Source organism: Modestobacter sp. URMC 112, assembly GCF_053502575.1.
On sequence record NZ_CP199957.1, the window covers coordinates 4,105,020 to 4,127,806 of the forward strand.

23 protein-coding genes are annotated in these 22,787 nt (G+C 73.9%); 14 read left to right on the forward strand and 9 right to left on the reverse strand.

Going from position 1 to position 22,787, the window contains the following annotated elements:
- Positions 1-85: 85 nt before the first annotated feature.
- The 5 genes from ACWIX6_RS19550 to ACWIX6_RS19570 all read left to right on the forward strand — a co-directional run bounded on the left by ACWIX6_RS19550 (position 86) and on the right by ACWIX6_RS19570 (position 7,229).
- Complete coding sequence (locus ACWIX6_RS19550) at positions 86-577, forward strand: sugar 3,4-ketoisomerase (protein ID WP_448614102.1); 492 nt, start codon at positions 86-88, stop codon at positions 575-577.
- Positions 574-1,692: a DegT/DnrJ/EryC1/StrS family aminotransferase gene (locus ACWIX6_RS19555; protein WP_448614103.1), complete on the forward strand. Its 1,119-nt coding sequence runs from the start codon at positions 574-576 to the stop codon at positions 1,690-1,692. Before ACWIX6_RS19550 ends, ACWIX6_RS19555 begins: the two co-directional genes overlap by 4 nt.
- 92 nt (positions 1,693-1,784) lie before the next feature.
- Positions 1,785-3,674, forward strand: a complete 1,890-nt coding sequence (locus tag ACWIX6_RS19560; protein WP_448614104.1) for a hypothetical protein — start codon at positions 1,785-1,787, stop codon at positions 3,672-3,674.
- A 98-nt stretch (positions 3,675-3,772) separates the two neighbouring features.
- Positions 3,773-5,077 carry a citrate synthase gene (locus ACWIX6_RS19565; RefSeq protein ID WP_448614105.1) on the forward strand — a complete coding sequence of 435 codons (1,305 nt, stop codon included), beginning with the start codon at positions 3,773-3,775 and terminating at the stop codon, positions 5,075-5,077.
- A 496-nt stretch (positions 5,078-5,573) separates the two neighbouring features.
- Positions 5,574-7,229, forward strand: a complete 1,656-nt coding sequence (locus ACWIX6_RS19570; RefSeq protein WP_448614106.1) for a D-alanyl-D-alanine carboxypeptidase family protein — start codon at positions 5,574-5,576, stop codon at positions 7,227-7,229.
- Positions 7,230-7,242: 13 nt separating this feature from the next.
- Here ACWIX6_RS19570 and ACWIX6_RS19575 read toward each other — a convergent pair whose 3' ends face one another.
- From ACWIX6_RS19575 to ACWIX6_RS19615, 9 genes are all read right to left on the reverse strand, one after another.
- Entirely contained in the window at positions 7,243-7,995 is a 753-nt protein-coding gene (locus ACWIX6_RS19575; protein WP_448614107.1) for a DinB family protein, read from the reverse strand.
- Between the two features lie 88 nt (positions 7,996-8,083).
- Entirely contained in the window at positions 8,084-8,827 is a 744-nt protein-coding gene (locus ACWIX6_RS19580) for a hypothetical protein (RefSeq protein ID WP_448614108.1), read from the reverse strand.
- A complete protein-coding gene (locus tag ACWIX6_RS19585; protein ID WP_448614109.1) occupies positions 8,827-9,174 on the reverse strand; it encodes a hypothetical protein in 348 nt (115 codons plus the stop codon). The genes ACWIX6_RS19580 and ACWIX6_RS19585 overlap by 1 nt, the downstream gene beginning before the upstream one ends.
- Positions 9,175-9,514: 340 nt before the next feature.
- Positions 9,515-10,627 (reverse strand): flagellar biosynthesis protein FliA, encoded by a 1,113-nt coding sequence (locus ACWIX6_RS19590; protein ID WP_448614110.1) that lies wholly within the window; start codon positions 10,625-10,627, stop codon positions 9,515-9,517.
- Between the two features lie 132 nt (positions 10,628-10,759).
- The gene (locus ACWIX6_RS19595; RefSeq protein ID WP_448614111.1) at positions 10,760-11,332 is read right to left on the reverse strand and encodes a hypothetical protein; all 573 of its coding nucleotides are present in this window, start codon (positions 11,330-11,332) and stop codon (positions 10,760-10,762) included.
- 136 nt (positions 11,333-11,468) lie between these two features.
- Positions 11,469-11,846 (reverse strand): carbon storage regulator CsrA, encoded by a 378-nt coding sequence (csrA, locus tag ACWIX6_RS19600; protein ID WP_448614112.1) that lies wholly within the window; start codon positions 11,844-11,846, stop codon positions 11,469-11,471.
- 145 nt (positions 11,847-11,991) lie between these two features.
- A complete protein-coding gene (locus tag ACWIX6_RS19605; protein WP_448614113.1) occupies positions 11,992-12,891 on the reverse strand; it encodes a flagellin N-terminal helical domain-containing protein in 900 nt (299 codons plus the stop codon).
- A gap of 4 nt (positions 12,892-12,895) precedes the next feature.
- Complete coding sequence (gene flgK, locus ACWIX6_RS19610) at positions 12,896-14,290, reverse strand: flagellar hook-associated protein FlgK (protein WP_448614114.1); 1,395 nt, start codon at positions 14,288-14,290, stop codon at positions 12,896-12,898.
- Entirely contained in the window at positions 14,287-14,772 is a 486-nt protein-coding gene (locus ACWIX6_RS19615; RefSeq protein WP_448614115.1) for a flagellar protein FlgN, read from the reverse strand. The genes flgK and ACWIX6_RS19615 overlap by 4 nt, the downstream gene beginning before the upstream one ends.
- Before the next feature lie 190 nt (positions 14,773-14,962).
- Between ACWIX6_RS19615 and ACWIX6_RS19620 the strand changes: the two genes are divergently transcribed.
- The 9 genes from ACWIX6_RS19620 (at position 14,963) to fliF (ending at position 22,725) form a co-directional block, all read left to right on the forward strand.
- Complete coding sequence (locus ACWIX6_RS19620) at positions 14,963-15,922, forward strand: sigma-70 family RNA polymerase sigma factor (RefSeq protein WP_448614116.1); 960 nt, start codon at positions 14,963-14,965, stop codon at positions 15,920-15,922.
- Between the two features lie 65 nt (positions 15,923-15,987).
- Complete coding sequence (locus tag ACWIX6_RS19625; protein ID WP_448614117.1) at positions 15,988-17,358, forward strand: flagellin N-terminal helical domain-containing protein; 1,371 nt, start codon at positions 15,988-15,990, stop codon at positions 17,356-17,358.
- A 246-nt stretch (positions 17,359-17,604) separates the two neighbouring features.
- On the forward strand, positions 17,605-19,023 hold the full coding sequence (fliD, locus tag ACWIX6_RS19630) for a flagellar filament capping protein FliD (RefSeq protein ID WP_448614118.1): 1,419 nt from the start codon (positions 17,605-17,607) through the stop codon (positions 19,021-19,023).
- A gap of 35 nt (positions 19,024-19,058) precedes the next feature.
- Complete coding sequence (gene fliS / locus ACWIX6_RS19635) at positions 19,059-19,445, forward strand: flagellar export chaperone FliS (protein WP_448614119.1); 387 nt, start codon at positions 19,059-19,061, stop codon at positions 19,443-19,445.
- The gene (locus tag ACWIX6_RS19640) at positions 19,442-19,801 is read left to right on the forward strand and encodes a hypothetical protein (protein ID WP_448614120.1); all 360 of its coding nucleotides are present in this window, start codon (positions 19,442-19,444) and stop codon (positions 19,799-19,801) included. Before fliS ends, ACWIX6_RS19640 begins: the two co-directional genes overlap by 4 nt.
- Before the next feature lie 263 nt (positions 19,802-20,064).
- Positions 20,065-20,412, forward strand: a complete 348-nt coding sequence (gene flgB, locus ACWIX6_RS19645; protein WP_448614121.1) for a flagellar basal body rod protein FlgB — start codon at positions 20,065-20,067, stop codon at positions 20,410-20,412.
- Positions 20,412-20,816: a flagellar basal body rod protein FlgC gene (locus ACWIX6_RS19650; RefSeq protein WP_448614122.1), complete on the forward strand. Its 405-nt coding sequence runs from the start codon at positions 20,412-20,414 to the stop codon at positions 20,814-20,816. The genes flgB and ACWIX6_RS19650 overlap by 1 nt, the downstream gene beginning before the upstream one ends.
- A gap of 2 nt (positions 20,817-20,818) precedes the next feature.
- On the forward strand, positions 20,819-21,169 hold the full coding sequence (locus tag ACWIX6_RS19655) for a flagellar hook-basal body complex protein FliE (RefSeq protein ID WP_448614123.1): 351 nt from the start codon (positions 20,819-20,821) through the stop codon (positions 21,167-21,169).
- Positions 21,169-22,725 (forward strand): flagellar basal-body MS-ring/collar protein FliF, encoded by a 1,557-nt coding sequence (gene fliF / locus ACWIX6_RS19660; RefSeq protein ID WP_448614124.1) that lies wholly within the window; start codon positions 21,169-21,171, stop codon positions 22,723-22,725. The genes ACWIX6_RS19655 and fliF overlap by 1 nt, the downstream gene beginning before the upstream one ends.
- Positions 22,726-22,787: the final 62 nt, after the last annotated feature.

A 22,787-nucleotide genomic window follows, 5' to 3' on the forward strand; every position in this document is an offset into this window, starting at 1 on the left:
CCCACCGCACCCGGGGTCCCGGGTCCGGTGGGACGGGGCTCCTGCCGATGACCGAGGGGTGACCCCTCCCCACCGTCGCTCACTCGTGCCGGGCCGGCGCGCCACGGACTGGAACCCGCGCCCGGAGGGCAGAGGAGCGGGCTGCCGGATCGTCGACCTGCCGCGGATCACCGACCCGCGGGGCAACCTGACCTTCCTCGAGGGCGGCGCGCAGGTGCCCTTCGACATCGCCCGGGTCTACTACCTCTACGACGTCCCGGGCGGCGAGTCGCGGGGCGGTCACGCGCACCGGGGGCTGCAGCAGCTGATCGTGGCGGTGGCCGGCAGCTTCGACGTCGTCGTCGACGACGGCACCGAGACGGCGCGCTTCCACCTCAACCGCTCCTACTACGGGCTCTACCTGCCGCCCTACACCTGGCGGGAGCTCGGCAACTTCTCGTCCGGCAGCGTCTCGCTGGTGATGGCCAGCCAGGTCTACTCCGAGGACGACTACTTCCGCGACTACGACGAGTTCCTCGTCGCCCGCCGGGCGGCCGAGGCGGCGGGCGAGGCCCCACTGCCGGGACTGCCCCGGTGAGCGGCGCGGTCGCCGCGCGCATCCCGGTCCTGGACCTGCGGGAGGTGCACGAGGAGCTGATGCCCGAGCTCGAGGACGCCGCGCTGCGCGTCGTCCGCAGCGGCCGGGTGCTGCTCGGCCCCGAGCTGTCCGCGTTCGAGGAGTCCTGGGCGGCCGAGGTCGGCGCCCGCTGCGCGGTGGGGGTCGGGAACGGCCTGGAGGCGCTGTCCCTGGGGCTGCGCGCCCTGGGCGTCGGTCCGGGGGACGAGGTGCTGGTGCCCTCGCACACCTTCATCGCGACCTGGCTGGCCGTCGTGCACGTGGGCGCGGTGCCGGTCCCCGTGGACGTGCGGTCGGCCAACGCCGACTGGGACGCCGACGCGCTGGCCGCAGCGGTCACCCCGCGGACCCGGGCGGTGCTGCCCGTGCACCTCTACGGCCACCCGGTGGACCTGGAGCCGGTGCTGCGCCTGGCCGCCGCGCACGGCCTCGTGGTCCTCGACGACGCGGCCCAGGCGCACGGCGCCCGGCTCCGCGGCCGGCCGGTCGGCGGACTGACCTCGGCGACGGCCTGGAGCTTCTACCCGGGCAAGAACCTGGGCGCCCTCGGCGACGGCGGCGCCGTGACCACCTCGGACCCGGAGACGGCCCGCCGGTTGCGCTCGCTGCGCAACTACGGGTCGACCGAGAAGTACCGGCACGACGAGGTCGGCTGGAACAGCAGGCTCGACGAGGTGCAGGCCGCACTGCTGTCGGTGAAGCTCCGCCGGCTGGCCGAGCACAACGCCCGCCGGGCCGCGGTGGCCGGCCGGTACACCCAGGGCCTGGCCGGCCTGGGGCTGGGCCTCCCCGAGGTGGCCCCGTGGGCCACGCCGGTCTGGCACCAGTACGTCGTCCGCACGGCGCACCGGGACCGGCTGCGCGAGCACCTGGCCGCTGCAGGGGTGGAGACCGCGGTGCACTACCCGGTCCCGCCGCACCGCCAGGCCGCCTTCGCCGGCACCCCGCTGGCCGGGCTGCACCTGCCGGTCGCCGACGCGCTGGCCCGCGAGGTCCTCAGCCTGCCGATGGGGCCCGCGCTCACGCCGGCGGACCAGGACGTGGTCGTCGAGGCCGTGCGCTCCTTCCGGCCCTGACCGTCACCGGTCACAGCGGCGGCCCGGGGTGCCGATGTCTCGAGCCGGAGCCCAGAGGGGGACGGCCCCCCTCCGGCGTCCTGGAGGCCCCTGTGCACCGTCCCCCGGCCCACGTCCTGCGGGTGCTCACCGAGAACCGCGTCCGGTACGGACGGCTGCTCGAGGTGGTCGAGCGCGCCGCGGCCGAGGGGGACGTCGAGCGGGTGCTCCGCGGGGCGACCGTGGCGGCCAACTACGCCTGGCGGGCGCCGACCGGCCTGCTCTGCGACCCGTCGCTCGAGCGGCTGGTCGTCACGACGGCCCAGGGCGGGGAACCGGCCACCGTCGACGGCGGCCGGTCGTCCGGACGCGTCCTGCACGTCCTGTCCGAGGCCTACTCGGTCGGCGGGCACACCCGGCTCGCCTGGCGCTGGATCTCCCGGGACCCCCGCCGCAGCGACGTCGCCCTGACCAACCACGCCGGCCCGGTGCCCGACGAGCTCGCCGCGACGGTCGCCGCCTCGGGAGGACGGGTGCACGACCTCCGGCCCGACTCGGCCACCCTGCTGGGCCGGGCGACCGCGCTCCGCGCGCTGATCGACCGGGCGGACCTCGTGGTCCTGCACGTGCACCCCTACGACGCCGTGGCCCTCGCCGCGGTCAACCTGCCGGGCACCCGGCCACCGGTCGTCCTGGAGGACCACGCCGACCACGCGTTCTGGCTCGGCGCCGGGGCAGCCGACGTCGTCAGCAGCTTCCGCCCGTTCGGCCAGCGGCTGTCCACCGAGCTCCGCGGCGTCCCCGCCGCGCGCTCGGCACTGCTCCCGCTGCCCATCGACGCCCTCCCCTCGCCCGCGCCCCGGGCCGACGTGCGCCGCAGCCTCGGCCTGCCCGAGGACGCCGTCGTCGGGCTGACCGTCGCCGCCGCCAACAAGCTGGCCCCGCTGTTCGGCCGGGGGATGGACTCCGTCCTCGACCGGGCCCTCACCTGGTGCCCCCAGCTCGTCGTCCTGCTCGTGGGCGCGCCCCCCGCCGGGCCCTGGGCGCGGCTCGCCGCCCGGTACCCCGGCCGGTTGCGCGCCCTGGGCGCGGTGCCCGACCCCGCGCCCTACTACGCCGCCGCGGACGTGTACCTCGAGTCCTACCCGACCCGCGCGGGCACCTCGGTCCTGGAGGCGGCCCTCACCGGCCTGCCGACGCTGGCCCTCACCGACCTCCCGGACGACGACCTGCTCGGCGTGTACCAGGCGGGCATGCCCGGGCTGCTCGACCAGCCGCGCGCGACGACCCGGGAACAGTACGTCCGGACGCTGCGCTCCCTCGTGGCCGACCCCGACCTGCGGGCCCGGCGCGGGGCCGAGGTGCAGGCCGCCGTCGCCGCGGCCCACTCCGGGCCCGCGTGGACCGCCGCCCTGGAGGCCCTCTACGCCCGGGCGCGGACGGCCTCGGCCGCCGACGTGGCCGAGCTGGGCGACGCCGTGGAGGACGCGCGCTACGGAGCGGTGCTGTTCACGTTCGCCAACGGCCCGGACGCCGCGAGCCCGGACCCGCTGTCCGCGCTGGGCCCGGTCGAGCACCTGGACGACGAGGACCTGCGGGCCGACGTGTTCGCGCTGGCCCACCGCGACCTCGGCCGGCACCTCACCGTGCGCATCCAGCCGGGATGGGAGGGCGACCCGGCCCGGACGTCACGGCTGCTCGACCTGGCGGCGGCCCACCCCCGGCTCGCGGTCAGCCTGCCGTTCGTGGCCGACGACGACGTGGCCGGTTCGCGGAGTTCCGCCGTCCTGGTGGACCTGCTCGCCGGGCTCGGGCAGACCCCCGAGGACTGCGGGGAGATCCGCGTGGAGAGCCAGGTCCCGCGGGACGCCGTCCCCCGGGTGACCGGCGAGCTCCCGCTGTCCACGGAGGCGCTGGACTGGCTGGAGCGGCTGGTCGGCTCCCCCAGCTGGGTCCCGCTCGGCGAGCCGGCCGCCGCACCGGCCGTCCCCGCCCCGGCCTGACCCGGCCGCACCGGGCGGCACCGGGCCGCCGCACCGGGCGAGGCACCGGGCGAGGCACCTGTTCCCGGTGGCCGCCCACTGGGTAGCGTGCCCCCACGATGAGCGAGACAGCGAGCACCCCAGACGTAGCCCTGCGCTACCCCGGCGGCGAACTCCCCTTGCGGGTCATCCCCTCCACCGAGGGGTCCGAGGGCGTCGACACCAGCAAGCTCCTGGCCACCACCGGCAAGGTCGCCCTGGACATCGGCTTCGTGAACACGGCCTCCTGCACGTCGGAGATCACCTACATCGACGGTGACGCGGGGATCCTCCGGTACCGCGGGTACCCGATCGACGAGCTGGCCGGCAAGGCGAGCTTCCTCGAGGTCTCCTACCTGCTGATCTACGGCGAGCTCCCGACCGCCGACCAGCTGGCGGAGTTCGACCGGGGCATCCGCCGGCACACCCTGCTGCACGAGGACCTCAAGCAGTTCTTCAACGGCTTCCCGCGGGACGCCCACCCGATGCCGGTGCTCTCGTCGGCGGTCAGCGCGCTGTCCACCTTCTACCAGGACTCGCTGGACCCCTTCGACCAGCGACAGGTGGAGATCTCCACGCGGCGGCTGCTGGCCAAACTGCCCACGATCGCGGCCTACGCCTACAAGAAGTCCGTCGGGCAGCCGTTCCTCTACCCGGACAACTCCCTCGGCCTGGTGGAGAACTTCCTGCGGATGACCTTCGGGTTCCCCGCGGAGCCGTACGAGGCCGACCCCGAGCTGGTCAAGGCGCTGGACATGCTCTTCGTCCTGCACGCCGACCACGAGCAGAACTGCTCGACGTCCACGGTGCGGCTGGTCGGCTCCTCGCAGGCCAACATGTTCGCCTCCGTGTCGGCCGGCATCAACGCGCTGTTCGGGCCGCTGCACGGCGGGGCCAACCAGTCGGTGCTGGAGATGCTGGAGGCCATCCAGAAGGACGGCGGCGACATCCCCCGCTTCGTCGCCCGGGTCAAGGACAAGGAGCCCGGCGTCAAGCTGATGGGCTTCGGCCACCGCGTCTACAAGAACTACGACCCCCGCGCGGCGATCGTGAAGGCCACCGCCGACACGGTGCTGGACAAGCTCGGCGGCAACAACCAGCTGCTCGACCTGGCCCGGCAGCTGGAGGAGATCGCCCTCTCCGACGACTACTTCGTCGAGCGCAAGCTCTACCCGAACGTCGACTTCTACACCGGGCTGATCTACCGGGCGATGGGCTTCCCGACCCGGATGTTCACCGTGCTCTTCGCCCTGGGCCGGCTGCCCGGGTGGATCGCCCAGTGGCGCGAGATGATCGCCGACCCGGCCACCAAGATCGGCCGCCCGCGGCAGGTCTACACCGGCCCCGCCGAGCGCGCCTTCGTCCCGATGGACCAGCGCCACTGACAGGAGAAGGACCCCTCTGCCCCCCACCACTCGCAAGCTCGCGGCGGGACCCTGCAGAGGGGCCGCTCCAGCACCTCACGAGGCCTCGCCGTCCGGCCGGACGGCGGGGCCTCGTCTCGTCCCGCCTCCCACTCCCCCGAAGGGGTGAACTCGCCCGCCCCCGGGCGTGCACCTCCTCCACTCCCCCCGCCGGACCGTCGATCAGATCCCCGGAGCCACTGCCACCCGGCAGCCGGCCGGTCGTCTCGACGAGTCCGCAGGGGGAACCAACGTGCCCGCAGCACGCGCGCAGGCAGCCGCGCCGCGGACCCGTGTCCGGTCCGCCGGCCGCCCGACCGCGCCCCGCATCGGCACCCCTCGCACCGGCACCCCCCGCACCAGCACTCCCCGCACGGGTGCTCCCCGCCCCCGCGCCACGCGCCCGACGGGTCGGCAGCCGGTCCGCCGTCCCACCCGCGCGCCGCGTACCGGACCGTCCTGGTGGTCGCGGATCGCCGTGGTCAGCGGCGCCACCCTGGCGCTGGCGGGGGTGCTCGCCGCCTTCGCCCAGCCGCCCACCGAGGCCCAGCTGGTGCTGCCTGCCGACCCCACCTCCAGCCCGCAGGCCGCCGCGAGCACCGTGGCCGAGCAGGCCGCCCGCTACCGCGCGGCGCTGGCCGACGCCGACCGCGCCGACGCCGCCGCCCGGCAGGCCGAGGACGCCGCGGCGCAGGCCCGCGCCGAGAGCGAGGTCGACCGGCAGGCCGTCGGCGAGTACGCCACGGTCGCCTACCGGCGCAGCACGACCGAGCGCTGGCCGCTGGCCGCACTGTCCCTGCAGCACCCGGGCGGCACCGTGGACGTGCTGCACGCCCAGGGCCTGGCCGAGCAGCTCACCGAACGGCGGGACCGCGAGGTCGGGCGCGCCGCGCTGTCCTCGCTGCGCGCGGCGGAGTACACCGACCAGGCCACCACCGCCCGGGCCGCCGCCGCGGCCGCCCGGGAGGAGGCCGCCGCGGTGCTGGCCGACGTCCGGGAGCTCGTCGGCGAGCTCGACCCCAGCCTCACCGCCGGCTGGTCCGGTCTGGGCACGGCCCCGACCTCGCCCGCGCAGCACGCCCGCAACGCGGCCGCCGTCAGCACCTGGCAGGCCGGCCTGACCGACCTCGCCGCCGCGGGCGTCCTCCCGCCGCCGGCGGCCGAGCTGGCCGACCCGACCGCGCTGCCCGACGGGCTGGCGCCGCTGCGCGACGCCGCCGGCGCCGTGGTCCCCGGGGTGGCCACCGCCTACGTCGCCGGCCGCACCGTGACCGTGCTGCCCGCGGAGACCGTCGCCGCGGTGAGCGCCGGCCTGGCCCAGCTGGGCAAGCCCTACGTGCCCGGCCGGGTCGGCCCGGACGCCTACGACTGCGGGGGGCTGGTCTCCGCGGCCTGGACCCACGCCGGGCTCGGCCTGCCCGGGACCCCAGCCGCGCTGTGGTCCACCGGCACGCCGGTGCCTGCCGGGCAGCTGCAGGTGGGCGACCTGGTGTTCACCTCCGACCCGGTCAGCGGCCTCGACGACGTCGGCCTGTACCTGGGCGGCAGCAGCGTGCTCTCCGCCTCTGCCGACCTCTACCAGGTCGCCGTCCGGGAGGTGGCCGACCTGGGCACCGCCGTCCGGGTCACCCTCACCCCTGCCGGCCCGGCGCCGCTCCCGGTGACCGGGGTGCTCCCGGCGGCCTGCAGCGCCCCGCCGCTGCCGGCCGGGGGCGCGACCTCCGGGGCCTGGGGCGGCTGGGCCAACGGCGAGATCCCGCGCGACCAGCTCTGCGCCCTGGGCGTCGGCCCGCACCGGCTGCGCTGCGACGCCGCAGCGGCCTACACCGCCATGTCGGCCGCCTACGAGTCGGCGTTCGGCAGCCCGCTGTGCATCACCGACTCCTACCGCTCGCTGGACGCCCAGGTCGACGCGCACCACCGCAAGCCGGCGATCACCGCCGTGCCCGGGACCTCCAACCACGGCTGGGGGCTGGCCGTCGACCTGTGCGGCGGGATCAACGCCTTCGGGACGGCGCAGACGGCCTGGATGACGGCGCACGCGGCGCGGTACGGGTGGCTGCACCCTGACTGGGCGCAGGCGTCGGGGTCCAACCCCGAGCCGTGGCACTGGGAGTACGGCCGGCTGCTCTGACCCGGCGGCCGGTTCAGCGGGTGGCGAGGACGGCGAGGTCCCGCTCGGCGAAGCGCCGGTGCTCGCAGTGCTCCTCGAGCACCACCCGCAGGCACGTCCGCACCGAGTGCGTCTCCTCGCCCCAGGCCGGCACCGGTGCGGCTGTCCGGGTGTCGTCGAGCTCGGCGTCGGTCACCTCGTGGAGGGCCTGGCGCACCCGGGCACGCCGGTCGGCGAACAGGGCCAGCGCCTCGGCGTAGGACGGACGGGCCCCGGGGTCGAGTCCGATCGTCGGCCACTCCCCGACCGCCAGGTCGGTCGGTGGCAGGCCGAGCGGTGAGAAGGGTGCCTCCTCCCCGCGGAGCCACCCGCCCACCCACGAGTCGACTGCCAGGACGAGGTGGCGCAGCGTCTCGACGAAGGACCACTCGTCGTCCACCCGCTCCTGCAGCGTCGCCTCGGTCAGCCGCCCGGCGCGGGCGATCGTGCCGTCCCAGAGGCGCTCGAGGTCGGCCCACACCGCACGGAGGTCGTCCGTGGTCCTCGCCTCGCGGAGACGCACGCGCTCCGGGTGGCGCCGGTCGAGCTCGCCGGCGACGAAGGCGCTGACGTCGACGTCGTCGACGACCACCCGGCCTGACCGGCCGCTGAACCCGGAGACCACCAGGCCGTCCACCATCGAGCTGACGATGCGCACCCCGCTCATGTCGCAGTCGCGGAAGGTGGCACCGCTGAGGTCGGCGTAGTGGAAGGACGCGCCGCGGAAGGCACGCGTGTCCGCGTGCACCTGCTGAGGATGATCGGTCTCCGGCATGGCCGGCAGGCTAGGCGAAGCCGGCTCCGGGACGGACCGACGCCGGCCCCCAGCGCCGGGGTCAGGCCCAGCCGAGGTCGGCGACGTCCCGCCAGGGCAGGGTCAGGCTGGCCTCGGTGGCCTCGGCCGCCAGCCGACGCGCGGCCCCCGGGTCGGCACAGGCCACCGGCCGACGCGGCGTGACGACGAGGTGCCCGTCGTGCAGCGGCAGCCCCGCCGCGGCGATCTCCTCGAGCAGCTCCTCGGGCCGGACCAGCACCGCACTGTCCAATCCCGGCACGTCGGCCGAGGACCACAGCGCGACCGGCCCCTGCACGAGCAGCTCACCGGTCACGCCGTAGGACCTGCCGAGCGCGGCGGACCGGACCTGGTGGACGGCCGAGGGCGCGGCCGCGCGGGACGGGCGCCAGGGCACGGGCACCCCGTCGCGCACCAGGACGACGCGCCAGCCGAGGGTGGTCTGGGTGACGTCGGTCCAGTCGAGCACGGCGATCCCGGCTGCGGCGGCCTCGGCGTCGGGCACCGGACGGCGGGACAGCCAGGACCGCAGCGCCGCCGCCACCCCCTCGCGGGTGGCCGGCACGTGCGCCCGGGTCATCTCACCGGCCAGCAGGTCCAGGGGGACGCGGGTGCCGCGACCGCCCTCCTCGACGATCAGCGACTCGCCGCCGACCACGACCAGCCGCAGTCCCGCCGGCAGGCCGCCGCGCACCTCCTCGACCGCCTCGACGAGGTCGCCGGCGCGCACCTGCGCGCGGCTCAGTCGCTGGAGCAGCCCGGCCGGGGCGCCGAACGGCGCGTCCATCAGGCGCTCCGGCCGGCGGTCAGCGCAGCCCGCGCGGCCCTGCCCAGCCCGGGCAGGGAGAGCACCCCGGCCAGCTCGGCGGCGGAGAGCCGCACCGGGACGACGTCCTCGGCCCAGCCGGTCGCCCGGCGCACCCGGAGCACCGGGGAGGGCCACACGAGCTCGCGGGCCGCGGCGACGTGCAGCTCGGTCAGCACGTCCCCGAGGTGGATGGCGAGCACCGGGTGCACCTGCGGGGCGTCGAGCGCGGCCTGGACGGCGCGCTGCACCTCGGCCCGGTCCACCGCGTCCAGCCAGTGCGGGACCAGGACGGCCTGGGTGGGGTCCTCGAGCGGCGCGGCGGTCACCGGCGGGCCGTCCGGCGGACGGCGCGGGCCGTCTCGGGCCGGGTCCCCCGCGGGGGGCGGGGAGCACGCGGCGGGACTGTCACGACTGGGATATCGGCAGGTGGGCGGGCAGCTGGACCCGTAGTGCGGCTGACTTTTCGTCCACCGCCGTGCCGGAACGCCGAAGGCCGGCCCACCGGCGAGTGCGGTGGACCGGCCCGGGGACGAGTCGGTCGATCAGGCGGGACAAGGCCCTCAGGCCCGTCGCAGGGTCAGGCCCCCTTCCAGGGGCCCACCGCCGGCCCCGTCCAGAGGCTCACCCCGAGCCTGCGAGGGGTGAGGAGGACGGGGTCCTTCCTCTTCACCCGGCCAGCTCGGTGAGCCGCTCCTTGAGGGCGCGCTCGGCCCGGTCGGCGTGCACGTTCATGTTCCGCACCGAGGTGACCAGCTCGGCCGACAGCTGGGTCTTGGTCTTGCCACCCCACGTGGTCAGGTACCAGGTGGCCCAGCCCAGCACGTTCGGCTGAGCGGCCCGCTGGTCCCGCCGGGCCGTCGGGTCGGGGGCGCAGGCGGCGGTCAGGGCGTGCGACAGCAGCGTCTGCTCGGCCTCGCCCATGATCTCGTCGGGCACCTCGGAGCTGTCGGGGACCACGTACTCGACCGAGTCCGGACCGCCGTCCAGGGAGTGCAGGTTGCGCAGTCCGTTGAGGGTGGCCACGGTCTGGGAGTTGCGGCGCAGGGTGGCCACGCTCTGTCCCATGAAGGCGGCGAGCTCCTTCTCGCTGGGCCGCCGCTGGTACTGGGCGGTGAAGGCGGCCACCGCCTTCTGCTGCTTGTTCTCCGTGTCCGCCGCGGTCCGGCCGTAGGCGTTGCGCCCCAGGTCGTGCACCCACTTGGACAGCTGGGTGGCCAGGAAGGCCCCGAACGGCACGCCCTTGGACTCGTCGTACTGGCTGACCGCCTTGAGCACCCACTCAGCGACCTGCTGGTCGATGTCGTCGTTGTCGGGCAGGTGCAGCCGGATGGTGCTCATGTTCCGCTGCAACCGCTTGAGGCTGGTCCGGGCGTAGTGCCGGCACAGGCCGTCGAGGAAGGCCGCCGGCAGGTCGCGCGGGGCCCGCCGGCGGACGTCGGTCTCCGCCCGGAGCCCGACCGTGGTGTACCCGTGCTCGGCGCACCAGCCGCGGACCGCGCCGGCCAGGGCCTCGGCGGAGCCGCAGGGCCCGTCGACCCGGTACAGGCCGTCGCCCTCGTCGTAGGTCACCGTGACCCCGACCGGCATCGCGGCCCGGAAGGTGGCCAGGGGCAGCTCCCGGTCGGCCCGGAAGTGCACCCGGTCGCGGGAGGTGATGGGGGCCGCCTCCCAACCCTCGGCCTCGGTGAGGCCACCGAAGACCAGGGGCTCGCGGCGGGCGCGGTCGTCGGCGGCGGCCGGGACGGCGGACAGGGACATGGGCGTGGTGTGGTCGGACACCGGTCCTCCTGAGGGGAAGTGCAGGTGGGCGTGGTGACGTGAGCTGGGGTGGCGCGGAGCGCCCGGTGGACCGGCCCCGCCGCAGGGGCCCGCTGCGAGCTCGCGAGCGGTGGCGGGCAGCCGGGCCCTCGTTCAGGCCGGGAGGAGCTGGGTGCGCCGGCCGGCCGACGCGGGGACCGCCACCGGGCCGGAGGGCTCGCCGCGGCGCGGGGTGGGGATGAAGGGGCGGGGCGTGGCCACGGCGGTCAGCACGCCGACGGCGGCCGCGCGCTCGGCCTCGCTGGGCTCGGCGACATAGACCGGCATGTAGTCGTAGAGGCCGGTGAACAGGCCGTCGACGAAGCGGTAGGCGGCCTGGGCGGCCGCGGAGAACTTGGCCACCTCGGTGCGCGGGCCGAGGTCGATGCCCACGGTGACCCGGACCACCCGGTCGTCCTTGCTCAGCCCGGAGAGGGCGAAGCCGACCGACTCGTGCTCGGCGGCCAGCGCCACCAGCGCGGCCAGACACTTGCGGACGGCGGGGCGGCGGGGCCGCAGCTGCACGTGGACGACGACCGAGTCGGCGCCCCCGTCCGCGGTGACGGGACGGGTGGCCTCGACGTCCCGGAGCTCCGGGACGTCGAGGACCAGCGTCTCGCCCGCCCCGGTGGGGACGAACAGGTCGCCGGCATCGGCCGGACGGTGCGAAGTTGCGTTGCGTGCCATGGTGGCTACCCCCTGGTGTCGCGCTGTGGGGGAAGGTTTGCGCACCTACGGCGGCGACAACGGCAAGACTCGCCGTCCTGTGACTAGTGGTGCAGGCGAGAATCGAAGATGTTGAGGCCAATTCGCCTTGACGTTGTCAGTTCTTGGGAACTGCCTGGTCAGCGGTCGGGCGCGGACGCGCGGCCCGGACCGGCCGACCGGGCCCGGGTGCGGGCACAGGGGGCGCGGCCGGCGCGGCGGTGGCGACGGGTGCCGCGGCGGGAGTCGTGGTGGCGGGCGCGTCGGCCGGGTCGGGGGCGAAGGCGGCGAGCGCGCCGGCCACGTCGGCCGCCACCTCGGCGGCGAGCGCGTTGGCCTCGGCGATCTGCTTGTAGACCTCTTCGCGGTGGATGGCGACCTCGCGGGGGGCCTTGAAGCCCAGCCGCACGGTGCCTCCGCGGACCTCGACGACGTAGACCTCGATGTCCTCGCCGATCCGGATGCTCTCGCCGACGCTGCGGGTGAGTGTGAGCATGATCTGACCCCTCCATGGGTGTGTGACGGCCTCCGTGGCACGACCCGCGGTCCGCGGGCCCTCCAGCCCCCCGCCGGAGGCGGTGGGCCGTGTAGTGCTCATCGGCAGGATGACCGCCGCCCCGGAGCGGCGGCCACCCGGCCGGTCAGCGCAGGAAGTCCACCAGGGACTGCTGCAGCGTCTTGGCGGTCACCGACAGCGCCGCCTGGTAGGTCACCTGCTGCATCTGCAGCTCCATCGTCGTCTTCGCCAGGTCGACGTCCTCGACGGCCGACAGCCGCGAGGTGAGCGACAGCTGGCTGTCCATGTTCACCGTGCGGGCGGTCTCCACCCGGGAACCAGCGGCGCCCACCCCGGCGATGGCCACCAGCATCCGGTCGAGCGAGGCGTCCAGCGCGGTCAGGTCGTTGGCCAGGGCGGCCGGGTCACTGGTCACGTGGTCGGCGATGTCCGCCACCACGCCGAACAGGTTCCCGGTCCCCGCGCCGAAGGCCTCGGGCCCGGTCACGTCGATCCGGAGGACCTCGACGTCGGAGAGCCGACGGGTCACCGGCACCGGCGTGCCGTCGGCACCCAGCATGCCGGTGTAGGCGCCGGTGGTCCCGTCGTAGGCGGTCGACCCGGCGGTCACCCCACCGAAGACGGGGCGGCCGTGGACCGTGGCGTTCGCCATGCTCAGCAGGCTGTCCCTGAGCGTGGCCACCTCGGCCGCGATCGCCGAGGCCGAGGAGGCCGACGTCGCTCCGCCGTTGAGGCCCTGGACCGTCAGGTTCCGGATCCGGTGGGTGACCTGGAGCATGCCCTGCAGCGTGGCGTCCGTCTGGGCCAGCCAGCTGCGGGCGTCGTCGATGTTGTCCGCCTGCTGGCCGACCGCCGCCTGGCGGGACCGGGTCTGCATGGCGGTGTTCGTGTCGGTCGGGGAGTCCGACGGCCGGGTGAGCACCTTGCCGGAGGTCAGCTGCTCCTGCATCCGGTTGACCGCAGCCAGGTTGCCGTTCAGCCCGGCGAGGCTGCTGGTGACCATCATCCGCTGGGTGACGCGCATCAGGTCAGCGCCCCACGAGACCGGTGCGGTTGATCAGCACGTCGAGCATCTCGTCGATCGTGGTGACCATCCGGGCGGCGGCCTGGTAGCCGTGCTGGTAGGCCAGCATGTTCGTCATCTCCTCGTCGAGGCTCACTCCGGAGACCGACTCACGGTCGCCGTCCACCTGGCTGGTGATCACCGCCTGGATGCCGACGTTCCGGCTGCTGACCGCCGCCTGGACCCCCAAGGTGGTGATCAGCTGTCGGTAGGAGCCGTCCAGACCGCTGGTCTCGCCGAGCTGGGAGAGCGCGTCGGCGTTGCGGTTGTCCAGCGAGGCACCGGTGGTGGAAGCGGCCGCCAGCTTGCGCGGGTCGGTGACGGCCACACCGAGGTTCGCCGCTGTGAGCGGCGTGCCGTCGGTGCTGGCGAACAACGGTCCACCGGCAGCACCGCCGAGGTCCGTACCCAGCCCGTGCTGGCTGTTGAGCACGCCGGCCAGGGACGTGGCGAACCCGTCGAGCCGACCCAGGTACTGCGGGACGGTCGCCGACAGGGCGCTCAGCTGCCCCGCCGCCGTCCCGTCCACCCGCAGCACCGAGTTGCCCGGGTCGGTGAGGATCCGCGGGGGGTCGCCCGCCGCGCCGCGTGCCGTCCCGCTGCCGGTCAGCCGGAGGCCCAGTGATGTCGGGCCGGACACCAGGGACGTGCCGCCCACGACCACGTCCACCTGTCCGTACTCACCCGGTGTGGACGTCGCACCGATCGCGTCGGCCAGCCGCAGCACCAGCAGGTCACGCCGGTCGGCCAGCTCGTTCGACGGCGTCCCCGCCTGGGTCGCTGACCGGATGGCCTTGTTGAGCGAGGCGATCGACTCGGCGCTGGCGTTCACGTCCTCCACCAGCGCGGCCAGACTCTCCCGCGTGGTGTCCCACTGCTGCTCCAGCGTCGCGCTGGTGCTCCGCACCCCGGCGGCGAGGGTCTCCGCGCGCTCCAGCAGCTGGCTGCGTGCAGCGAGGTTGGCCGGGGCGTTGGCCACCACCTCGAAGCCGGCCCACAAGCCCGACAGCATGCTCTGGATGCCGGTCGTGCCGGGCTCGCGGAAGGCGTCCTCGACCTGCCTCAGCGTGCTGCTCTCCACCGTCAGCCGCGCGCTGGTGGCGTGCTCCACCTGCGCCCGCCCGTCCAGGAAGGCGTCCCGGATGCGGGTCACCCGGTCGGCGGTGACCCCGCTGCCCACGCCGTCGCTGGTCGAGTGGATGGCCGGCACGGTGTTCGCGCCGATGGACCGCAGCTCGGCCCGCTGCCGGGAGTAGCCGTCGGTGTTGACGTTGGCGACGTTCTGGCCGGTCACGTCCATCGCCCGCTGCTGGGCGCGCAGCGCCGTCGTCGCGCTGTTCAGGCTGCTCAATCCGCTCACATCGCACCGTCCAGGGTCACCGGGCGGTACGCGTTGCCGCTGCGCCGGCCGGCCTGGGTGTACGTGCCGCCGGAGTTGACCCGCACCGAGAGAAGCGCGTCGCCGATCGCGTTCAGGCCGCCCTCGATGAGCTCCTTGTTGGCGTCGGACAGCGCCCGGAGCTCGGTGACCAGGGTCAGCAGGCTCTCCTGGTGCCGCACGTACAGCTCGCTCCAGGGAGCGGGCGCCGCCTCGGCCAGTTGACGGAGCGACGGGTTGCCCGCCAGACCCAGCCGGATGCCGATCTGCTCGGTGGCTGCTGCCCGCTCCACCTCCAGCGTGCGGAGTTGCTCGAGGACGACCTCGATCTCGTGGGCGATGCGGGCCAGCCAGCGGGTCTTGCCGGTGAGGATGAGGTACTGCTTCTCCTCGGCCTTGAACAGCAGCAGGTCCAGGAGCTCGTGCTCCCGCCAGAGCAGGGTCGACAGGTGCTGGTGGTCCATGGGAGCCGCCTTCCCTCGTCGGTGGTGCCGGGGCACACCGCCGGTCAGCGGGTGCCTGTCGGGGATCACTTCGGCACCACGGGGGCCGGGTTGAGCCCAACAGGCGGTCACGTCACGGATTCACTCCAGTCGGTGACCGGAGTTGCCGATGCCGGTAGCGAGGCGTCCCTCGTCCGCCGAGAAGGACGGCGTGACCACTCTGCGCACCGCGACGAGCGAGCGTCTCCAGCCCGACGTCGATGTGTTGGTGACCACCCATCTGCCCCTCGCCCAGTTCGCAGTCAACGCGGTGGCCTCGCGGATCTCGCTCCCGAGCCACGTCAGCCGGGACGACCTGCTCAGCTGTGCGCACGTGGCGCTGGTGGAGGTGGCCCGACGCTTCGACCCCGAGGCCGGGGCGACGTTCGCCACCTACGCCCTCCCCCGCATGCAGGGCGCCGTCCTCGACGAGCTGCGGTCCGGTGACTGGGCCAGCCGATCGGTCCGGGCCGCTGCCCGCCGCACCGACGCCGCCGCCGACGCCCTCACCGTCTCCCTGGGCCGGCCACCGACGACCGTGGAGCTCGCGGCCAGCCTCGGGGTGGGCCGCTCGGCGTTGGACTCGCTCAGGGTGGACCTGCACCGGGCGGTCCTGGTGAGCATCGACGCCGGGACCGGCCAAGACGGCGGCTCGCTGGACCTGCCCGACGGCGGGGACTCCCCCGAGCGCGCGTTGCTCCGCGGTGAGCGGGCGCGGGCGCTGAACGAGGCGATCCGGGCGCTGCCCGACCGGCTCGACGAGGTGGTGGAGCGGAACTTCTTCGGGGACGAGTCGCTGACCGACATCGCCGACGACCTCGGCGTGACGCTGTCCCGTGTCTCGCAGATGCGGGCGCGGGCGCTGACCCTGCTGCACGCCGCGATGAGCGAGATCTGGGAGGGCCGGTCGGTCCCGGCCGGGGGTGGGGTGCGCGCCCGGAACCAGCAGCGCGCCTACGTCGACCGGGTGGCCGCCGGGCAGGCCGCCGGCCGGGGCACGGCCGTCCCGGCGCCGGCTCCCCGCCCTGCGACCACCCCGGCTCCGGCCCTGTCGCCGCGCGCACGCGCCCGGCACGGCTGGCAGCTGCCCGGGCCGGCGACCAGCCGCGGCACGACGGCCCGACCCGCCTGAGGGACACCGGGCAAGAACTTCTCCGGTTCGGGTCAACAAGGGCCTGACGCCCGCCGTTACCAGGAGTGCAACAGCCCGCAGCACGGACGCAGCGGGTCAATCAGAAAGCCCCGATTCCACGGAGGAACACCATGGGCATGAGCGTCAACACCAACATGGCGGCTCTGAACGCGTACCGCAACCTGTCGACCACCAACGACGCCATGAGCAAGTCCCTGGAGCGCCTGTCGTCCGGCTTCAGGATCAACAAGGCCTCCGACGACGCGGCGGGGCTGGCGATCTCCGAGGGTCTCCGCTCGCAGATCGGCGGCATGAGCCAGGCCGTCCGCAACACCCAGGACGGCACGAGCGTCGTGCAGACGGCGGAGGGTGCGCTGAGCACCACCACGTCCATCCTGCAGCGCATGCGCGACCTGTCGGTGCAGGCCTCCAGCACCGGGAGCCTGAACGACGACGCCAAGGCGAGCATCCAGAAGGAGATGAGCCAGCTCAAGTCCGAGCTGACCCGCATCTCCGACACCACCACGTTCAACGGCACCAAGCTGCTGGACGGCAACTACCGCGGCACCTTCCAGGTGGGGGCCAACGCGGGTGAGACCATCTCGGTCAACATCGGCCGCGCCGCCAGCGCCAAGGGCCTCGGCGTCGACGGTGTCGACGTCACCGGCTCCGGTCTGTACACGGCCGGCTCCGCTGCCGCCGCCGGCAAGGTCTCCACGGCGAACGCGTCCTCCGGTGCCGCTGCAGTGCTGACCATCACCGCGGCCGCCTCGCAGGACTTCAGTGCCGGCAGCGGCACTGCTGCCTCCTTCGAGAAGCTCACCGGCCAGATCAGCTTCGCCGGCAAGACCTTCGACCTCGGTTCGGTCGACTACTCGGTCAGCGCGGCCGACGGCTTCACCGCCGCGTCGGGTGCTGGCACCGGGACCAAGGACGGCACCGTCTCCCAGGCGGAAGCGCTCGCCGCCCTGAACGCCGCGGCCAAGGCTGCTCTCGGCCTGACCACGTCTCCGTTCGCCGCGTCCGGCAGCAACCTGACCTTCACGGTCGCGGACGCTGTCGAGGGCTACACCACCACCGGTGGTGCCGCGATCGGCGGGGCCGGCACCACGGCCGCGCAGATCTCGGCCGCCACGGCGACCTTCTCGGGTGCCACCGGCGCGTCGGAGGCCATCAAGGCCATCGAGGCGGCGATCAAGACGGTGTCCGCGCAGCGGGCCGACCTCGGTGCCGTCCAGAACCGGTTCGAGCACACGGTCAACAACCTGAACACGGCCATCGAGAACACCACCGCCTCTGAGTCGCGGATCCGCGACACCGACATGGCGGCGGAGATGACCAAGTTCACCCGCAACCAGGTCCTGACCCAGGCCGGCACCGCCATGCTGGCCCAGGCCAACCAGTCCACGCAGAGCATCCTCCGACTGCTGGGCTGATCGACCGGGCACCACCCGCGCGACCGTTCCACCCGATGAGGGGGGAGGCTCTGGCCTCTCCCCTCATCGGCGTCCCCGGACGTCGCCCGGAGTGGTCCCCCGGCCGAGGGACAGCGCACGAACCGAGCGCTGTTCGAGTCAAGGAGCGGCCGGCCGACGCCGACATCAGGAGTGCAGTCCCCGCACCGTCACAGCGTGTGGATCCCCATCCCCGCCCCCGTCGAGACAGGAACCACCATGGCAGGCGTGAGCCTGGGCACCGGCCTCTCCTCCGGGATCGACTACAGCACGATGATCAGCCAGCTGATGCAGCTCGAGGCCCGCCCACAGACGCTGCTCCGCAACCAGCTGCTGGGCACGAAGGACGACGCCGCCGCCTACCGGGAGATCAACACCGCCTTCGCCGCACTGTCCTCCGCTGCGCAGGCCGTCACGGGGGACGGCATCACCGCGGCGCGCAAGGCCAGCAGCAGCAGCACGACCGTGACCGCCAGCGCAGGGCCGACCGCCGTCCCGGGTTCCAGCCTCACCTTCTCGGTCACGGCCCTCGCCACCGGTCAGACCTCGATGAGCGGCGGCACGTGGAGCTCTGCCACCGGCGACGTCCGGACGGCAGCAGCGGCCGACAGCGGCAGCCCGCTCCCGGGCTGGCCGCTCACGGTGGTCCGGGACGGGGTGCCCATCGGCGAGATCGACTTGCCGCCGGTCGCGACCCTCCACGACGCCGCCGCCGCGATCAACGCCAGCGGCCACGGGCTCAGCGCCACCGTCGTCCAGCTCGACGGCGGCCACTTCAAGCTCCGGGTCGCCAGCACCGCGGTCGGCGAGGCCGCTGCCTTCAGGCTCACCAGCGAGGCCGACCCCACCGGCGCGGCCTTCACCGACAGCCAGGCCGCCGGGAACGCCACGCTGGCCCTGGGTGGCGGCGTGGTGGCCACGTCGGCGTCCAACACCTTCGCCGACCTCCTCACGGGGGTGTCGGTCACCGTGTCCGAGGTCGCCGACGGCACGAAGCCGCGGACGACGATCTCCGTGGCCAACGACACTGCCGCGGTGACCAGCAAGGTCAAGGCCATGATCGACGCCGCGAACTCGGTGCTGAACACGATCAGCAAGCACACCGACAACCGCGAGGGCAGTGACGCCACGCTCAAGGGGAACTCCACGCTGACGAGCCTCAGCAGCCAGCTCCTGCGTGAGATCTCCTCCGCGGTGAGCGGCCGCTCACCTGCCACGGTCGGGGTCCAGCTGAAGAGGGACGGCACGATCGTCTTCGACGCCGCGAAGTTCACCAGCACCCTGACCGCGACCCCTGCCCTGGCACAGCAGATCGCCGGAGGGCGCACTGGGGTCGGGGTCGACAACGTCGAGCACACCACGGACGACACCATCGACGTGGACGGGCTCGCAGCACGGCTGTCCGTGCTGGCCGAGCGAGCCAGTGACTCGGCCGGCGGCATGATCACCAACCTGGCCAACAGCCAGGACACCCGGGTCAAGGAGCTGCAGAAGCAGATCGACGGCTGGGACGTGCGGCTCGCACTGCGCCGGACGACGCTGACCGCCCAGTTCAACGCGCTGGAGTCGACCCTCGGCAAGCTGCAGAACCAGGCCAGCTGGCTCAGTGGCCAGCTCGGGTCGCTGCCCTCCTCGTACAACGCCTGAACCCCACGCCGCACTGACTCCTGGGAGGACCACCGATGAGTGCCGCTTCACTCCGCGCCCGCTATCTCGGCGACTCGATCGCCACAGCATCCCCACACCAGCTGCTGGTCATGCTGTACGACCGGCTGGCCCTGGACCTGGAGCGGGGCCACGCCGCGATGGCGGCCGGCGACCGGGAGAAGGCCGGACAGCAGCTCCAGCACGCGCAGGAGGTCGTCCTCGAGCTGCAGGCCAGCCTGCGGGTCGACATGTGGGAGGGCGGTCCGCGCCTCGCCGCGCTGTACGCATGGCTGCTGTCGGAGCTGATCCGGGCCAACCTCAGGGGCGACCTGCGTCGGATCGACGACTGCCGCAAGATCGTCGAGCCTCTGCGCGACGCGTGGCGCGAGGCCGCCGCCTCGCTCGCGGCGAGCCCGGTGTGACCGCCGGCCGCCCCCCCGGCACGGGGAGGCCGGAGGACTCGGACCTCAGCTGGCGCACGGTCCTCGACGAGCTCGAGGGCGAGGTGCTCGGTGCCCAGGAGACCCTGGCCCGCGACCGGGCCGAGGAGATCGCCACCTGGGGCCGGCGGGCCACCGACTGGGTCCCGCCCTCGGGGCTCGGGCCCTTCCCCGACGACCTGCGCGAGCGCGCGGCCCGGCTGCTGCAGCACCAACTGGCCGTCGCCGAGGAGCTGGTCGAGCGGATCACCCAGTCGCAGAGACAGCGCGACGTCGCCGCCCGGATGTCCTACGCCCCCAACCGCCCGGTGGCCTCCTTCATCGACCGCGGCCTGTAAGCAGAAGGACCCCCTGCCCCCCGCCACTCGCAGGCTCGCGGCGGGACCCTGCAAGGGCCGGACGAAGTCCTTCCCATGACCACCTGCACCCGGATCGGGTGCAGGTGGTCATGTTCTTTTCCGTGACTGCCGAGAACAGCAGTGCACGGACAGCACCACTCTCGCCACGGATCGGCGGACCCCACGCGCGCAGGCCCCCCTGCCCGCGCATCCCGCCGTACCCGGAGGTACCACGTGCTCCGCCGTTCCCCCCAGGACGCCCGGTGATCACCGACGCGACCATGACCGCCCTGCACGCCGCCCTGTCCGGGCTGCAGCAGCGCTCGCGGGTCACCGCCGACAACATCGCGAACATCCAGACGCCGGGCTACCTGGCCTCGCGGACCGACTTCGAGTCGGCGCTGAAGAGCGAGCTCGCCAACGGGGAGCGGCCCGTGGTGGGCCGCGGCACCGTCGCGCAGTCACTGGACCCGACGCGGATGGACGGCAACAACGTCAACCTCGACACCGAGACGACGATCGCCACCGAGACGGGGCTGCGCTACCAGTTGGCGCTCAACGCCCTGGACGGCAAGTACAACCTGCTGCGCTCGGCCCTGCGGACGTCGTGATGTCCACCTTCGACAGCCTGCGGATCGCCGGCTCGGGCCTGTACAGCCACCGCAAGTGGATGGACGCGGTCTCGGACAACATCGCCAACATCAACACCGTCAACGCCCCGGGCGAGAACGCCTTCCAGGAGCGGATGGTCGTCGCCGAGGCGGTCGACCACGGCTCGGGACAGGGCGGCGTGCGGGTCGCCGGCATGGCGCTCGGGGACGCCGAGGGCCGGCTGGTCTACGAGCCCGGTCACGAGCTGGCCGACGCCGACGGCTACGTGCGCTACCCCGACATCGACCTCGGGGACCAGATGACGCAGCTGCTCATGGCCCAGCGCGGCTACCAGGCCAACCTCGCCACCGTCGAGCGGGCCACCAACGCCTACCAGTCGGCACTCCAGCTCGGGAAGGGCTGACCATGACCTCCCCCATCAGCGCCATCGGCATGGGGCTCCCCTTCCCCAGCTCCTTCGGGATCGGCGACGTGGCCGGCGCGGCGGGCGTGTCCGGCGCCCCCGCCGCGTACGGGACGCCGGCGGTCGGCGGGGACAACGGGTTCGCCGACATCCTCGCCGGCACCGTCGACCAGCTCAACGGGGTGCAGGCGAACGCCGACGTGCTGGCCGCCCAGGCCGCCACCGGCGACCTCGAGGACGCCCACGACTACATGATCGCCAGCACCGAGGCCCGGCTGGCCACTGACACCGTGGTCACCCTGAAGAACTCCGCGGTCACGGCCTTCACCGAGATCATGAGGATGCCGATCTGATGCCCGCTGCCCTCGCCGGCCCGCTGAACCGGGTCCGGACGCTGCTGTCGACGATCAGCCCCGGCCAGAAGATCGTCATCGGCCTGCTGGTCGCCGGGCTGGTGCTCGGGGGCTTCTTCTTCACCCGCTGGGTCACCGCGCCCACGATGTCGCCGCTGTTCAGCAACCTGGCCAGCACCGACGCCTCGGCGATCGTCGAGGAGCTCAACGCCGCGGGCGTCGAGTACGCCCTCGCCGACGGCGGCCAGACGATCATGGTGGCCCAGGAGCAGGTGTACGACCTGCGGCTGTCGATGAGCGGCAAGGGCCTGCCCGCGGGCTCGGAGACCGGGTACGCCCTGCTGGACCAGCAGGGCATCACCACCAGCGAGTTCCAGCAGCAGGTCTCCTACCAGCGCGCGCTGGAGGGCGAGCTCTCCACGACCCTCAAGGCGCTGGAGGGCGTCCGCTCGGCCGTGGTGCACATCGCCTTGCCGCAGGACGAGGTCTTCGCCACCGACGAGGGCAAGCCGACCGCCTCGGTCCTGCTGGACCTCGCGCCCGGCACCAGCCTGTCCGGCGAGCAGGTGCAGGCGGTCACCCACCTGGTGTCCTCCAGCATCGAGAAGATGGACCCCGAGTCGGTCACCGTCGCCGACTCCACCGGCGCGGTGCTGTCCGCGGCCGGGGAGGGCGCCAGCGGGGCCGCCGGCGACGCGCAGTCCCAGCAGGAGCAGGAGTACGAGGCCCGGCTGGCCGCCAACGCCCAGCAGATCCTCGAGCGCGTCACCGGCCCCGGGAACGCCGTGGTCAGCGTCCGCGCCGACCTGGACTTCTCCCAGCGGGACACCACGAGCGAGAGCTACACCTACGTGCCCGGGACGCCGGCCCTGTCGGAGACCAACACCACCGAGGGCTACACCGGCACCGGCGGTGCCGTCGGCGGGGTGCTGGGTGCGGAGACCCCGGCGACCGGCACCGAGGGCGACTCCAGCTACGACAAGCAGTCGACGACGTCGAACAACGCCGTCGGGAAGACCGTCGAGACGGTCGCCGGCGCGCCCGGCGCGATCAACCGGCTCACCGTCTCGGTCGTGATGAACGCCTCCACCGCCGGCGCGCTGGACCAGGCGACCATCCAGGACCTGGTGGGCAACGCCGTGGGCCTCGACGTCGCCCGAGGCGACGCCATCACCGTCGCCTCCATGGCCTTCGACCAGACGGCGGCCGACAAGGCCGCCGCGGACATCGCCGCGGCCGCCGAGGCCGAGAAGAGCGCACAGATGTGGTCGCTGATCCGCACCGGCGGCATCGCGGCCGGGATCCTCCTGCTCGTCCTCGTGGTGTGGCTGCGCTCGCGACGCAACCGCGGCGAGGACTACGAGGAGCTCGAGGAGGACGAGGAGGTCGACCGGATCCAGGTCGAGAGCGTCCGGGACCCGGTGCTCGACGACCGCATCGCCCAGGCGGAGCTGGCCCAGCGCGAGCGGGTCCGCGGGGAGATCACCGAGATGGTCAGCGACCGCCCCGACGAGGTCGCCACCATGCTCCGCGGCTGGTTCGCGGAATCGAAGTGACCGCTCGGGTGAGGAGCACACGGACATGACCGACGAGCACACCCACCGCACCACCGGCACGG

Bases quoted from the DNA above. Each gene is read 5' to 3' on its own strand.
- ACWIX6_RS19565 (WP_448614105.1), top strand. From the start codon at position 3,773: ATGAGCGAGACAGCGAGCACCCCAGACGTAGCCCTGCGCTACCCCGGC.
- ACWIX6_RS19580 (WP_448614108.1), bottom strand. From the start codon at position 8,827: ATGGACGCGCCGTTCGGCGCCCCGGCCGGGCTGCTCCAGCGACTGAGC.
- ACWIX6_RS19595 (WP_448614111.1), bottom strand. From the start codon at position 11,332: ATGGCACGCAACGCAACTTCGCACCGTCCGGCCGATGCCGGCGACCTG.
- csrA (WP_448614112.1), bottom strand. From the start codon at position 11,846: ATGCTCACACTCACCCGCAGCGTCGGCGAGAGCATCCGGATCGGCGAG.
- ACWIX6_RS19605 (WP_448614113.1), bottom strand. From the start codon at position 12,891: ATGCGCGTCACCCAGCGGATGATGGTCACCAGCAGCCTCGCCGGGCTG.
- ACWIX6_RS19615 (WP_448614115.1), bottom strand. From the start codon at position 14,772: ATGGACCACCAGCACCTGTCGACCCTGCTCTGGCGGGAGCACGAGCTC.
- fliS (WP_448614119.1), top strand. From the start codon at position 19,059: ATGAGTGCCGCTTCACTCCGCGCCCGCTATCTCGGCGACTCGATCGCC.
- ACWIX6_RS19650 (WP_448614122.1), top strand. From the start codon at position 20,412: ATGTCCACCTTCGACAGCCTGCGGATCGCCGGCTCGGGCCTGTACAGC.
- ACWIX6_RS19655 (WP_448614123.1), top strand. From the start codon at position 20,819: ATGACCTCCCCCATCAGCGCCATCGGCATGGGGCTCCCCTTCCCCAGC.
- fliF (WP_448614124.1), top strand. From the start codon at position 21,169: ATGCCCGCTGCCCTCGCCGGCCCGCTGAACCGGGTCCGGACGCTGCTG.